Genomic DNA, 13280 nt, shown 5'->3' with positions numbered 1-13280 from the left:
TGCAAAGCGGCGGGATCGATACCGATTCCGGCCCCTGCCGATCAACAAAGTCTCAAGCAGCTTCTAGGCCCAAGAACGCAGCACCATATGACGGCCTCGCCCAAGGAGCTTCAGGCCGTTGGCCGTGAAGAAATCGGCGCTGGACGGAGTGGCCGCTGCGAGCAATTCGGTCGGGCCCTCGTCTTCGACGGGAGCCAGCGGGTTGATCATCGAACGCGACAGGCCGTGCAGCAGTGCAGTGCCGATGCCCTGACGGCGGAAATCGCTGCCGACGGCCAGCGCATGGACCATCAACTGTCCGCCGAGACCCTGTTGGGCGAAACCGCGGCCGACAATGTTGCCTTCCTCGGTGCGGGCAACCGCATGCTCTACCCGGCGCAACGCCGGGTGGCCACTGGAAAGCTGGGGTGAGGCTTCCCTCCACAGATTCGTGACTGCCAGTTCAGCGGCGTCGGCTCCGGTGGCTTCCGGAACATTGTTGCCAAGGCGGATCTTTCCGTCCCAGCGGTCCATCGGAATGGCCAGCGGCCCCGCATGCCAGGAGACCTGGGCGTTATCGCTGAACCCGGCGGCCTTCAGCTGCGTGGCATCCGCGCCCGAATTCACCCAGGCTTCCACCCGGCGGGCGCCGAGCCGCATGCCTTCGGCCAGGGCGGGGCGCAGGCCTGCAGGTTCCGGGTTTTCCGGGAAGAGCAGCACCAGGCGTCGGCGCACCGGCTGCCAAGCCCATGAGCAGCCGTGGGTGGTAAAAATCTTGCCGCCAGTGGCAACGGCCAGCGCCTGATGCCAGTGGCTCAACGCTTCCTGTGCGGAGGCAATCGTCGTCATTATTCTGCGTTCACCAATCCTCGACGGCGCAGCAGCGGTTCGACCTCTGCATTGCGTCCGCGGAACAATCTGTAGGACTCAAGGGGATCGCGCGTATTGCCGCGCGACAGCAGCTCCTCGCGGAACCGATTACCATTTTCCCGCATTAGGCCACCATTTTCCGCGAACCACTGCACAGTGTCGGCATCGAGCACCTCACTCCAAATGTAGGAGTAGTACCCGGCCGAGTAGCCGTTGGCGAAGATATGCTGGAAGTAACCGGTGCGGTAGCGCGGCGCGATCATCTGCGGATCGAATCCGGCCTCCACCAGCACCTGCTGTTCGAATGCTTCCGGATCGGCGATGACGGTTCCCGGCTCGATGGTATGCCAGGCCCAGTCGAGGACGCTCGCGGCCAGGTATTCGGTCGTCGCGAAGCCCTGCCCCCATAATTCCGAGGCCCGCAAGCTTTCCAGCACGGATGGATCCAGCGGCTCGTCGGTCGCGTAGTGCTTTGCATATCCGCCGACCACATCTTCATGCAGCGCCCACATCTCGTTGACCTGGGAAGGGAATTCCACGAAGTCCCGTGGCACCGAAGTTCCGGAGAGCGAGGCGTACTTCCCATTCGCGAACATCCCGTGCAAGGCGTGCCCGAACTCGTGGAACAGCGTGTTGGTCTCGTCCAGCGTCAGCAGTACCGGTTCTCCGTCCGCTGGCGGGGCGATGTTCAAGGTGTTGGTGACGATGGGGCGCTCATTGAGGAACGATGCGCCGTCGCGCAGCGTCGTCATCCATGCGCCACCCTTCTTGGTGGGCCGAGCCAGGAAATCTCCGCTGTACAACGCCAGTGCGCTGCCATCGGCGTCGAAGACCTCCCAGACACGGACATCAGGATGGTAGCCAGGTAGATCGAATCGCTCGGTGAAGGTGATTCCGTACAATCGGGTCGCGGTGGCAAAGACGCCCTGAACCAGGACCCGCTCAAGCTCGAAGTACTCGCGAAGCGCCGACGTATCTACCGAGAACTTCTCCTGAAGCACCTTCTCCGAATAGTAGCGCCAGTCCCATGCATTGATCGGGCCGCCGGCAAGGCCGGAAAGTATCTCGGCCTCGGCGTTTGCATTGCGCACGGCTGGGGCTGTCAGCTCCGCGAGTCGTTCGGCTACGGCTGCGGTGCTCGGCGCCGTTGCATCGGCGAGCACCGTCTCGGCGTGATTCGCGAAGCCGAGTACCGAGGCTCGTTCTGCACGCAGGGATGCCATTTGTGCCGCGAGTTCCAAGGTCGACTTCAGGCCGCGGGATAGCGACGCCTCGTGAACCTTGCGACGGGATTCCGAGCGAGCCAGTTGGGAAAGCACAGGCTGCTGCGAAGGCGAAACCAGAGGCAGCAAGAAACCGTCTGGATACCCGGCGTCAAGAGCAGCCTTGGCCGCCGCAGCTATTGCCGCGTCGCCCAATCCTTCAAGCTCCGCTGCGTCGGCGAAATGCACCGCATGCTTATTCTGGTTTTCCAATGCCAGATTCGAGAACTGGCTGGAAAGCTCCGAAATTAGTTCGTTCAGCTTCGAGAGCTTGTCCTTGGCCTCTGATCCCAAGGCCGCTCCTGCCTGTTCAAATTCCCTGAGGGTCTGTTCGGCCAGTCGAGCATCCTCACCTACCAGAGAATCAAGGTTTAAAGCTTGTAAACGAGAAAACAAAGTTTCGTTCAGGTGAATGGCGTCCTGCTGGCGTGTCATGATGCTCGACATCTCGCTTTGGATCGCACGCAGGTCCTCGGTTCCGTGGGCGGAGAGCACGGTGAAGTATGTCATCAGCGTCCGACGAAGCACCTGACCTGAGGCTTCGAGAGCTACCAGCGTGTTATCGAATGTCGCAGGTTCATTATTGGACGTAATCGCCTCCAGCTCCTCCTGCTGCAATGCGGCGCCCTGGCGCGCTGCAACAACATAGTCTTCCGCGGTAAGCGACTGGAATTCGGGCCATTGATAAGGATTTTGGCTGGGAGAAAGGAGCTGATTCGACATGCCCTAAGGTTCCCATATTGAACGTGACCCAGCTTGCATTGACGCCAATGTCATGCCAAGGGCGAACTGCGATCCACCGGTATGCTGTGGCGTATGAGCTTTCCCTTGCCCATTCGCTTCGCTGCGCTGACCGTATCAATTGCACTTCCTGCGGCCCTAACATCTGGATGCAGCGTTGCGCCGCAAACACAATCAGGCGCGCTCACATCGACATCTGGCGCACCGACCGTTGAAGCTTCGCAGCCAGCAAAGGACCAGGATGGCCCGAAGGAAACACCAATGGATCGACCCGAGGAGTTGTCCCTCACGGTGACCGGGGATGTGCTGCTCCACCCGCAGTTGCTAGATGAAGCAGAAACCGCTGCCGGGAAATCCGACGGCAATGGCAAGGAATTTGACTTCGAGCCACTCTTGGCTGGCCTCAAGCCATACGTTCAGGACGCAGATGTAGCCCTATGCAATCTGGAGACGCCGATCGGCACCCCTCCTTATTCCGGATACCCGCTATTCACTGTTCCCTCGCAAATCGTCTCCGATCTCGCAGCCATCGGCTATGACGGGTGCACCACCGCGACGAATCACACCGTGGACGCCGGCACTAAGGGCGTCATCCGAACCCTTGACACTCTGGCAAAGAATGAGATGTTCTATACCGGAAGCTATAAGAGCAAGAAGGACTCCGAGCAGCCACCTATTATGGACATCAGTGGCGTGAAGCTCGGTGTTGTTGCCACAACGTACTCGTTGAACGGGATGCGCGCTGATTCTGACTGGCGAGTCGACACGGGGGTCAACTCATTGAAACTCATTGATCGTGCGAAATCTGCACGTAAGGCCGGGGCTGACATCGTGGTTGCTGCGGTGCACGACGGCGCGGAGTACACGAGTGCGCCAACTGAGTCCCAGCGAAAACTCGGCCGAGCATTGGCCAGCTCGGGAGAGTTCGATTTCGTCTACATGCACCATACGCACTCGGTCCTGCCGATCGAGAAGTACAAGGGAACATGGATCGTGTACGGTCTTGGGAACTCGGTCGCAAAGCATGCCACCCCTACGATCCTGAATCGCGAAGGAATAAGCGTAAAAGCAACTTTTGCTCGAGACGGCGAGAACTGGGACGTGTCGAAACTTCAGTGGGTTCCGCACCAGCTAAGCAAAGCGCCGGTGGCATGGTGCCAGGTCGCCACCACAGAAACATGTGTATCCGATGCGGATGCTAAAGCGTCACTTCAACGGACGCTGAAGACCGTTAATGCGTACGGAGCCGTTGACGATGGTCTGGAGGAGTGGATCCTGCCTTAGTGGGCTTCCTCTCCCTTATTCATTTGCGATCAATTCTTTCTTGGTTCTCCAAACGTCCACTTCTATCGGAGAGCTGGGAACTGCAGCTTGTCCGCCGATCGGTTGCCAAGGGCCATTCCCCACTCGAAACTCGCCGCGATATATGGTGGTTAGTGTGACTGTAAAAGTTCCAGTTTGAACATACGAGTGACTCGTAGGAGTCTCATCGTGAAGAGTATGGCCTGGTACTAGCCGGCCTGGAAAATCAAGAATGCGAACGCTTCCATCACCATAATCCCAATTCCATTGAACCGGGATCGCTTTGATTGTCACAGGGGTGTTATCAATTTGGTCGGTAAATGTTTGCTCATTCTCTGTTGCCCACATGTGACTATGGCCGTTGCGCAGAGAGAACTGTTTCGGGTCACTGTGTATTGTTGAACCAAGTATTGGAAACCTTCTAAAGTGTTCTGGTGTAATTTTAATTTCTCGTACAACGTTTTCAGGGACTTCCACGTTGTCCTCCGGGCAAACTAATCGTGAAGTAAATATTTGTCCGTCACTATCGCCTCCAGAATATCGGATAACCAGTAGATACGGCGAAGTTCCATCTGTACATAACCGCGCATCAGGATTGCGGTCACATCCATTAGTCGACTCCAGTCCTATTGGGCAAGAATTGTCATAATCCAAAGTAAATTGTTGTTTGGGCTCCGACTCGTTCTCTTCATAGAAATTTGGTATATCAGTCAGTTGCTTGAGTTTCGTTCTGCATTCTTTTCGAATTGACTCGCCAAAAGTCTTAGTAAAATCAACCTCATAAACTGAATCTGGACAAGTTTCTTCCATCCTTAAGTCAATCAATGCTCTTTCGTGTACTTGCTGAACTGGCATGGCGGAAATAAGAACAGTGGCAAGAACTGCCATTGATTTAATTTGCATCATGGCTACTCATTAATGGAGATCGAGTCAACGATCCATGAATTGTTGTACTTCAAGACCGCGACTGCATGGCTGTTCCCGTCTTGCTCAGGCTGTCTAATGGCGAGTTCGCCTGAGGATTTGTAGAGTTCCGAAGGCAATTTATGCATTGAGAATCCAAGTAGTGCCGTCGATTTGTTGAGTTTGGATGAATAGACCTTATATTCGTATTGACCGCCAACCTGCCAGCCACCCTGAGCTGAATTGAACTGTATTCCCTGGATTATATTTTGATAACAGACTTTGCAGTTATCAGATGTCAATCTTTCCAAAGAACTACTGTTGTAAGTTTCGAATGAGTAGTTCATGACTGCTAAATAATGCTTCAAAAACGCGATAGCGCCCGGTTCAGATTTTTCACCGGCCAGTTCGGGTTTTTCGGGTACGGGGACGTTTTCGGCAGGCCCTTCAGAAGTCGCAGGCTTGTACTCCTTCGTCTTCGTTCCGGTCGAGGTCGAGGATGGCGTACTTGTTGAAGCGGATCCGTCTGTCTGATTTTCTTCACTCTGAGATTGCGTTGGAGTAGGCGGCGTCTCGGGGCCGGACTCGCATGCTGCGAGTGCGATCGAGCTGGCTGCAAGCAGAGCTACACATGCAATTTTCCGAGCGCTCATAGGAACTCTCCGTAATCACTAGGATGCCGTAGTGAGCGTCATCCTATGCCCGGCGCTCAAAGATTGGGAGAGTTTTGTTCAAATCTGTGGATAACTGGCGCAAAGCGATGCAGTCGTGCTTACTTGAAAATTCCGGAATCTACTCAAAGCTGCTGGTATGCAATTCAGACCGCGAGCCCACTAGTGGTAGTCAAGTGCGGAAGTGGGCAACGCAGATAGTTGTCTCGAGCACTTCTGGAGATGCGAAAGAATCGCGACACGCCTGGTAATAAAACCTGTATGAGCTGTGGGGGAGGAATAACGTTGATCCGGCGCTTGCTGGATTGCCTGCGCGCTGTCCCGATGGATTCCGTTTTTTGAGCGTCGAGTCCGTGGGGGATCGATTCAATTGTGAAGGTAGAACCATGCCGCTCTTCGGTGTCCTTGCCCTGCAGGGTGATTTTCGTGAACACCTCGCTTCGTTGACAGAACTTGGTGAAGTCGCTGTGCCCGTGCGTACTGTTGAAGATCTGGGGCGGATCGACGCGCTAGTTATTCCTGGCGGCGAGTCGTCGGTGATTGACCGACTGTCGCGCATTTATGGTCTCGCTGATCCGATTCGCCAACGTATTGCCGACGGCATGCCGGCCTACGGTTCTTGCGCAGGAATGATCATGCTGGCTGATCGTCTGGAAAATCCCGCCGTTGCCAGCAATAGCGCGGTCCAGGAGACTTTCGGCGGGATCGACATGACGGTTCGTCGCAACGCTTTCGGACGGCAGGTCGATTCGTTCGAGAACCGACTGGATTTCAACGGCGTCAACCTCGAAGCGGTGTTCATCCGAGCACCTGAAGCGGTGCAGGTTGGCCCGGACGTTGAAGTGATCAGCACCGTACCCGGAGCGGATCCGTCGTCACGAGGTAGAATCGTTGCAGTACGTCAGGGAAATCTGTTGGCAACCAGCTTTCATCCGGAGGTATCCGGAAGCGCTGCCATCCATGAATTCTTCATCAAAATTACGCGAGGAGACGCTTAAAGCATGTCAGGCCACTCCAAATGGGCAACAACCAAGCACAAGAAGGCAGCCATTGACGCCAAGCGCGCCAAGGCCTTCGCGAAATTCATCAAGGGCATCGAAGTAGCAGCCCGTGCCGGCGGTGCCGATATGGCCGGCAACCCTGCTCTTGAACTTGCGGTCAGCAAGGCCAAGAAGAACTCCGTGCCGATCAACAACATCGACCGCGCCGTCAAGCGTGGTGCAGGCCTGACCGGCGAGGTCGTCGACTACACCGAAATCATCTACGAAGCGCGCGGTCCGCAGGGCTCCGCACTGCTGATCGAGTGCCTCACCGACAACAAGAACCGTGCGGCCTCCGAGGTCCGCGTGGGCATCACCCGCAACGGCGGCTCCGTTGCCGACCCAGGCTCCGTGAGCTACCTGTTCGCCCGCAAGGGCGTTGTCCGCCTGCCGAAGGGCGAGCTGACCGAAGACGATTTGCTGATGGTTGTCCTGGACGCGGGTGCCGACGAGATCCTGGACGAGGACGACAGCTTCGCCATCGTCTGCGAGCCAAGCGACCTGCGCGCCGTGGCAGCTGCGCTGGATGAGGCCGAAATCGCCTACGAGTCCGACGAAATGGAATTCCTGCCGTCCATGAAGGTGGACCTGGACGTGGACGGGGCCCGCAAGTTCTTGAAGCTGTTCGACGCGCTGGAAGAGCTGGACGACGTGCAGAACGTCTACACCAACGCCGACCTGTCCGACGAGGTTCGCGCAGCGCTGGACGAGGAGAACTAGGGGTTTGTCCCTTCGAGTCGTGGGCGTCGACCCCGGCCTGACCCGCTGCGGGTTGGCCGTGGTCGACGTTTCTGCAAGCCGACTAGTAGAACTCGTCGACGTCACCGTCGCGGGCACGCCGCCGGGCACCCCGCTGGATGCCCGCCTGCTGGCCATCGCGAACGCGATCGACGCCTGGCTGGATACCCACAAGCCGGACGTGCTGGCCATCGAACGGGTTTTCGCCCAGGTCAACGTCTCAACGGTGATCGGCACCGCGCAGGTGACCGGCATCGTCATCACCGCCGCCGCCCGCCGCGGCATCCCCGTGGCGTTGCATACCCCGACCGAGGTCAAGGCCGCGGTCACCGGCTCCGGGCAGGCCACCAAGGCCGCCATCGGCAAGATGGTCGCGAAGATCTGCCGCCTGGACGAGCCACCCAAACCAGCTGACGCCGCCGACGCGGTCGCCCTGGCGATCGCCCACGCATGGCGCGGCGCGGCCGCCGGCTCCAATGCCTCCGCCTCCGCTGCCAGCTCCTCCGGGTCCCGGCAGCTCACCACCGCCCAACGCGCCTGGATCGCCGCCGAGGCTTCGGCCAAGCACCGCGCCGCTCGGCGCTGAGACTCACCCGCGACAGGCAGACGTCGCGCTTCGTAGGTATCTTCGATAAACTGTCTGGGATCGAACATATATCCCAAGGAGTGGCATGATCAGCTCATTGACCGGCACCGTCCAAGCGGTGTCCCTGAACACCGCCGTGCTCAACGTGAACGGCTTTGGCATGTTGGTCAATGCCACCCCCGGCACGCTGTCCACCCTGCACCAGGGACGCGAGGCCACCGTGCACACCTCCATGGTGGTGCGCGAGGACTCGATGACCCTGTTCGGCTTCGCCACCACCGAGGAACGCGACGTTTTCGAGGTGCTGATCGGCGTTTCCGGCATCGGGCCGCGTACCGGCCTGGCCATCCTCGCCGTGCACACCCCCGAAGAAGTGCGCATCGCCGCCAACACCAAGGACACCGCCGCCTTCACCAAGGTCTCCGGCATCGGCCCCAAGGGCGCCAGCCGCATCGTGCTGGAGCTGAACGGCAAGCTCGTTCCCACCGGCGCCCCGGTGCCCTCCGGATCCGCAGCCGCCGGTTCCGCCTCGGTCTGGGAACCGCAGGTCATCGAGGCGCTCACCGGGCTGGGCTGGAGCGAGAAGGATGCCACCGCCACGCTCAAGGCGCTGTCCAAGGCGGATCCCGACATCGTCGCCACCGGCAACGTGGCCGACATCCTGCGCGCGGCCCTGCGCAGCATGTCCAGCGCCAACCGCGCCCGATAGGATTACTCCGTGTCTGATTCCAAACCGCTGACCCACGCCGGAAGCGAACCGGAGGAGCATGCGCTGGAAGCCGCGCTGCGCCCGCGCAACCTGGACGACTTCGTGGGCCAGTCCCGCGTGCGCCAGCAGCTTTCCCTGGTGCTCGAAGCGGCCAAGATCCGCGAACGCAGCGCCGACCACGTGCTGCTTTCAGGCCCTCCGGGGCTGGGCAAGACCACCTTGTCGATGATCATCGCCGCGGAAATGAACGCGCCGCTGCGCATCTCCTCGGGACCTGCCATCCAGCATGCCGGCGACCTGGCCGCCATCCTGTCCTCGCTGACCGAAGGCGAAGTGCTGTTTCTGGACGAGATCCACCGCATGTCGCGGCCGGCCGAGGAAATGCTCTACATGGCGATGGAGGACTTCCGCGTCGACATCGTCGTGGGCAAGGGCGCCGGCGCGACCGCCATCCCGCTGGATTTGCCGCCGTTCACCCTGGTGGGCGCCACCACCCGCGCAGGCCTGCTGCCCGGCCCGCTGCGCGACCGCTTCGGCTTCACCGGCCATCTGGAGTTCTACGCCGTCGAGGAGCTTGAGCTGGTGCTGCGCCGCTCGGCCATGATGCTGGACCTGCGGGTTACCTCGGCAGCCTTCTCCGAAATCGCCGGACGCTCCCGCGGGACCCCGCGCATCGCCAACCGCCTGCTGCGCCGCGTGCGCGACTGGGCGCTGGTGCACAAGCTCGAGGAGATCGACGCCCAATCCGCGGCAGCCGCGCTGGACATGTACGAGGTCGACTCCAGGGGATTGGACCGACTTGACCGGTCGGTGCTCGAGGCGCTGTGCCTGAAGTTCGGCGGGGGACCGGTGGGCCTGTCCACCCTGGCCATTGCGGTCGGTGAGGAAACCGAAACCGTGGAGACCGTCGCCGAGCCATACCTCGTGCGCGAGGGCTTGATGGGACGCACCCCGCGCGGGCGAATCGCAATGCCCAGCGCCTGGCAGCATCTGGGGATCGCCATGCCCAAGGACGCCATTTTCGCCAGCGCCCAAAGCTATGAAAACGATGAGGATTAGACCAGCATCGCTTCACCGGACGCGTAAATGGTTCGCCCGTAGTCGCGCACCCATTAGACTAAAGACGCCTGACCTATGCCCTCGACAGGGCCTGGGTGGGGCGTCTTTGCTGTTTTGCGCGTCGCTGACGCCCGCAGCATCCCGAATTTTCAGCATTCGCAACGAATCGTTAGCAGGTAATTTACGTGAACTCTCTGGTGATCGCCCAAGCCGCCGGCGGCGGCTTCAACCCCTCGATGATCCTGATGATCGCGCTGTTCGCAGTGCTGATTTTCATGATGTTCCGCGGGCGCAAGAAGCAGGCAGCCCAGCAGGAGAAACTGAAGAACAACACCGTCCCGGGTGCGAAGGTCATGACCAATTCGGGCATCTTCGGCACCGTCGTCGGTATCGACGCCGAGGACCGCGTGCAGGTCGAAGTCGCCAACGGCGTGGTGCTGACCCTGCACCGCCAGGCCATTGCAACCTTCCTGGACAACGACGCTGCTGCCGCGGCGGCCGCCCCTGCTGTGGCCGAGGCCGATGCCCCGTCGTCCACCGTGGAAACCCCGGAGGAGTCCCTTCGTCGCCTGAACGACGAGGGCAAGGACGAGCGCAACGCCTAGCCAGGCCGATTCGCGGCGGTCCGCATCTGGTCCGCCTAGACGAGAAAGCACATTAGATGTCATCAATTAGACCTGTGAAGCAGGCACGCAAAGCCTTGCTGTGGCTGCTGGTGGTCTTCCTCATCGCCTCCGGCGTGCTGGTGGGCGGCGTGCTCAGCGGCAAGACGAGCTTCGCACCGAAGCTCGCGCTGGACCTGGAGGGCGGCACCCAGATGATCCTGGCCCCGCGTGTCCAGGGCGACCAGGCAATCAGCCAGGAGCAGCTGGACCAGGCGGTGGAGATCATCCGCCAGCGCGTTGACGGCGCCGGCGTGACCGAATCGGAAATCACCACCCAGTCCGGACGCAACGTCGTCGTCTCGATGCCGGGTGTTCCGAGCCAGGAGACCCGCGACCTGATCCAGGCCTCGGCGAACATGGAGTTCCGCCCGGTGCTGATCACCGGCGCGTTCACCGCCACCCCGGAGGCCGACCGCACCCCTGCCAAGGACCTGCCGAAGCCGACCGGCAAACCGGAGAACCCTTCGGATACCAACTGGATCAGCGCAGACCTGTACAAGCAGTTCGAGGCCTACGACTGCCCGACCGAGCTGAAGGAAGCCAGCACCACCACGCACGATCCTGCCAAGCCGATGATCTCGTGCGATGAGCGCATGGGCGTGAAGTACATCCTCGGCCCGCAGGAGATCCCCGGCGACCAGATTTCCGACGCCTACGCCCAGCTGGCGCGCGGCGTGAACGGCTCGGTCACCGGCGAATGGGTTGTGGTCATCGAGTTCAACTCCGAAGGCACCAAGACCTTCGCCGACACCACCCAGCGGCTGATCTCGCTGACCGGTTCGCGCAACCAGTTCGCCATCGTGCTCGACGGCAACACGATCTCCGCCCCGACGACCAACGCCGTGATCTCCGACGGCCGCCCGCAGATTTCCGGCGGCTTCACCCAGGAGACCAGCCAGGCGCTGGCCGAGCAGCTGAAGTACGGCGCCCTACCGATCAGCTTCGACATCCAGTCCGAGCAGCAGGTCTCCGCCACCCTCGGCGCCGACCAGCTCAAGGCCGGCCTGATCGCCGGCATCATCGGCCTGTTCGCGGTGTTCATCTACTCGATCTTCCAGTACCGCGCGCTGGGCTTCGTGACCATTGCGTCGCTGATCGCCTCCGGCGTGCTGACCTACCTGGCGCTGGTGCTGCTGGGCTGGGGCATGAACTACCGCCTGTCGCTGGCCGGCGTGGCAGGCCTGATCGTGGCCATCGGCCTGATCGCCGACTCGTTCATCGTGTACTTCGAACGCGTGCGCGATGAGCTGCGCGACGGGCGTCCGCTGGCAAGCGCCGTGGCCATCGGCTGGAAGCGCGCCGAGCGCACCATCCTGGCCTCCAAGGCGGTCAACGTGCTGGCGGCCGTGGTGCTGTACATCGTGGCCGTGGGCAACGTGCGAGGCTTCGCCTTCACCTTGGGTTTGACCGCCATCATCGACCTCGTGGTCGTGTACGGCATGACCCACCCGACGCTGGTGCTGCTGGCACGCACGAAGTTCTTCGCCGAGGGCCACCGCTTCTCCGGCCTGGACCCCTCGCTGCTCGGCGCCGAGCCGCTGTACAAAGGCGCGGGCCAGATCCGCCGCTTCACCGACAACGTCGATGCGAACCGCGGGAAGAAGAACCAGAAGGCGGGCGCAGAGGCCGCCAAGCGCATGACCATCGCCGAACGCCGCCGCGCCGAAGCGGTCTCCGCCTCCACCAAGTCGAAGGCCGCCAAGGACCAGGCGCAGGAGGAGAACAATGAATAAGCTGGTCACGTGGGGCAACGAGCTCTACACGGGCAAACGCTCCTACCCGTTCACCTCCAAGCACCGCCTGTGGTTCAGCATCGCGGCGGTCCTGGTGGTCTTGTCCATACTGTTGCCCGTCGTCAAGGGCGGCTTCAACCTTGGCATCGACTTCCGCGGCGGCTCGGAGTTCACCGTGTCGAACACGACCCACACCGAGCAGGGCATCGGCGAGGAGGCAGTCAAGGCCGTCGCGCCGGAGGCCGAGGCGACCGTCACCAACATCGCCCCGGGCACCATGCGCATCCAGACCGAGCGCCTGTCCGACGACCAGACCCTGGCCATCGCCAAGGACCTGGCCGCCGGCTACGGCGTGAGCGCCGACGAGGTCACCAGCAACTTCATCGGCCCGACCTGGGGACAGGACGTCTCCCGCCAGGCCCTGGTCGGCCTGCTGGTCTTCGTGGTGCTGGTGGGCCTGCTGATGGCCGCGTACTTCCGCACCTGGAAGATGTCGCTGGCCGCCATCATCGGCCTGTTCACGGTGATCATCGTGACCGGCGGCATCTACTCGCTGACCGGTTTCGAGATCACCCCGAGCGCGATCATCGGCTTCCTGACGATCCTGAGCTACTCGCTGTACGACACCGTCGTGGTGTTCGACAAGATCCGCGAAAACACCAAGGACTTCTCCAAGCGCAATGAACGCACCTTCGAGCAGCAGGTGAACCTGGCGATCAACCAGACCCTGGTGCGCTCGATCAACACCTCCGTGGTGGCGGTCCTGCCGGTCGCCTCGATCCTTTTCATCGGTTCCTACCTGTTGGGCGCCGGTACGCTCAAGGACCTGTCGCTGGCCCTGTTCGTCGGCATCATCGTGGGCACCCTGTCCACGATCTTCGTCCAGGCCCCGCTGTACGCGTGGCTGCGCCGCAACGACCCCGAGGTCGTCGCGCACACCAAGAAGCTGGAAGCCGCCGCGGCCTAGTCCGCCGGCCCCCGGCCCGAAGAAAATCGGCACCCGCCACCTGTGTGGCGGGTGC

The 13280-nt window shown here is 60.9% G+C and carries 13 protein-coding genes; 9 read left to right on the top strand and 4 right to left on the bottom strand.

All coding sequences use genetic code 11. The features are described from left to right. Positions 1–63: 63 nt before the first annotated feature. Both C1H84_RS00875 and C1H84_RS00870 read right to left on the bottom strand, forming a co-directional pair. Positions 64–828 carry a GNAT family N-acetyltransferase gene (locus C1H84_RS00875; RefSeq protein ID WP_047119205.1) on the bottom strand — a complete coding sequence of 255 codons (765 nt, stop codon included), beginning with the start codon at positions 826–828 and terminating at the stop codon, positions 64–66. Further along, the gene (locus C1H84_RS00870; RefSeq protein ID WP_113606291.1) at positions 828–2834 is read right to left on the bottom strand and encodes a M3 family metallopeptidase; all 2007 of its coding nucleotides are present in this window, start codon (positions 2832–2834) and stop codon (positions 828–830) included. Before C1H84_RS00870 ends, C1H84_RS00875 begins: the two co-directional genes overlap by 1 nt. A 93-nt stretch (positions 2835–2927) precedes the next feature. Between C1H84_RS00870 and C1H84_RS00865 the strand changes: the two genes are divergently transcribed. After that, the gene (locus tag C1H84_RS00865; protein WP_113606544.1) at positions 2928–4136 is read left to right on the top strand and encodes a CapA family protein; all 1209 of its coding nucleotides are present in this window, start codon (positions 2928–2930) and stop codon (positions 4134–4136) included. A gap of 15 nt (positions 4137–4151) precedes the next feature. On the opposite strand, the gene C1H84_RS17895 is transcribed toward C1H84_RS00865, so the two are convergent. Continuing rightward, positions 4152–5060, bottom strand: coding sequence for a PKD domain-containing protein (locus C1H84_RS17895; protein WP_146955798.1), 909 nt, complete (start codon positions 5058–5060; stop codon positions 4152–4154). A gap of 2 nt (positions 5061–5062) precedes the next feature. Then, positions 5063–5710: a DUF6318 family protein gene (locus C1H84_RS17890; RefSeq protein ID WP_146955795.1), complete on the bottom strand. Its 648-nt coding sequence runs from the start codon at positions 5708–5710 to the stop codon at positions 5063–5065. Between the two features lie 404 nt (positions 5711–6114). Between C1H84_RS17890 and pdxT the strand changes: the two genes are divergently transcribed. From pdxT to secF, 8 genes are all read left to right on the top strand, one after another. Continuing rightward, positions 6115–6726, top strand: a complete 612-nt coding sequence (gene pdxT, locus C1H84_RS00860; protein WP_113606290.1) for a pyridoxal 5'-phosphate synthase glutaminase subunit PdxT — start codon at positions 6115–6117, stop codon at positions 6724–6726. A gap of 3 nt (positions 6727–6729) precedes the next feature. Next, complete coding sequence (locus C1H84_RS00855) at positions 6730–7488, top strand: YebC/PmpR family DNA-binding transcriptional regulator (protein ID WP_113606289.1); 759 nt, start codon at positions 6730–6732, stop codon at positions 7486–7488. Between the two features lie 4 nt (positions 7489–7492). Beyond that, positions 7493–8092, top strand: a complete 600-nt coding sequence (ruvC, locus tag C1H84_RS00850) for a crossover junction endodeoxyribonuclease RuvC (protein ID WP_047119200.1) — start codon at positions 7493–7495, stop codon at positions 8090–8092. An 85-nt stretch (positions 8093–8177) separates the two neighbouring features. After that, a complete protein-coding gene (gene ruvA, locus C1H84_RS00845) occupies positions 8178–8801 on the top strand; it encodes a Holliday junction branch migration protein RuvA (RefSeq protein WP_047119199.1) in 624 nt (207 codons plus the stop codon). A gap of 9 nt (positions 8802–8810) precedes the next feature. Further along, a complete protein-coding gene (gene ruvB / locus C1H84_RS00840) occupies positions 8811–9860 on the top strand; it encodes a Holliday junction branch migration DNA helicase RuvB (RefSeq protein ID WP_082344761.1) in 1050 nt (349 codons plus the stop codon). Positions 9861–10045: 185 nt separating this feature from the next. Next, a complete protein-coding gene (gene yajC, locus C1H84_RS00835; protein WP_113606288.1) occupies positions 10046–10465 on the top strand; it encodes a preprotein translocase subunit YajC in 420 nt (139 codons plus the stop codon). Positions 10466–10521: 56 nt separating this feature from the next. Further along, positions 10522–12258 (top strand): protein translocase subunit SecD, encoded by a 1737-nt coding sequence (gene secD, locus C1H84_RS00830; protein ID WP_113606287.1) that lies wholly within the window; start codon positions 10522–10524, stop codon positions 12256–12258. Further along, a complete protein-coding gene (gene secF, locus C1H84_RS00825) occupies positions 12251–13225 on the top strand; it encodes a protein translocase subunit SecF (RefSeq protein WP_047119197.1) in 975 nt (324 codons plus the stop codon). Before secD ends, secF begins: the two co-directional genes overlap by 8 nt. Positions 13226–13280 lie beyond the last annotated feature (55 nt).

This window comes from Glutamicibacter soli (assembly GCF_003309065.1).
GTDB classification, from domain to species: domain Bacteria; phylum Actinomycetota; class Actinomycetes; order Actinomycetales; family Micrococcaceae; genus Glutamicibacter; species Glutamicibacter soli.
This window is presented reverse-complemented; position numbering and strand designations above follow the sequence as displayed.

Bases quoted from the DNA above. Each gene is read 5' to 3' on its own strand.
- C1H84_RS00875 (WP_047119205.1), bottom strand. From the start codon at position 828: ATGACGACGATTGCCTCCGCACAGGAAGCGTTGAGCCACTGGCATCAG.
- C1H84_RS00870 (WP_113606291.1), bottom strand. From the start codon at position 2,834: ATGTCGAATCAGCTCCTTTCTCCCAGCCAAAATCCTTATCAATGGCCC.
- C1H84_RS00865 (WP_113606544.1), top strand. From the start codon at position 2,928: ATGAGCTTTCCCTTGCCCATTCGCTTCGCTGCGCTGACCGTATCAATT.
- C1H84_RS17895 (WP_146955798.1), bottom strand. From the start codon at position 5,060: ATGATGCAAATTAAATCAATGGCAGTTCTTGCCACTGTTCTTATTTCC.
- C1H84_RS17890 (WP_146955795.1), bottom strand. From the start codon at position 5,710: ATGAGCGCTCGGAAAATTGCATGTGTAGCTCTGCTTGCAGCCAGCTCG.
- pdxT (WP_113606290.1), top strand. From the start codon at position 6,115: ATGCCGCTCTTCGGTGTCCTTGCCCTGCAGGGTGATTTTCGTGAACAC.
- C1H84_RS00855 (WP_113606289.1), top strand. From the start codon at position 6,730: ATGTCAGGCCACTCCAAATGGGCAACAACCAAGCACAAGAAGGCAGCC.
- ruvA (WP_047119199.1), top strand. From the start codon at position 8,178: ATGATCAGCTCATTGACCGGCACCGTCCAAGCGGTGTCCCTGAACACC.
- secD (WP_113606287.1), top strand. From the start codon at position 10,522: ATGTCATCAATTAGACCTGTGAAGCAGGCACGCAAAGCCTTGCTGTGG.
- secF (WP_047119197.1), top strand. From the start codon at position 12,251: ATGAATAAGCTGGTCACGTGGGGCAACGAGCTCTACACGGGCAAACGC.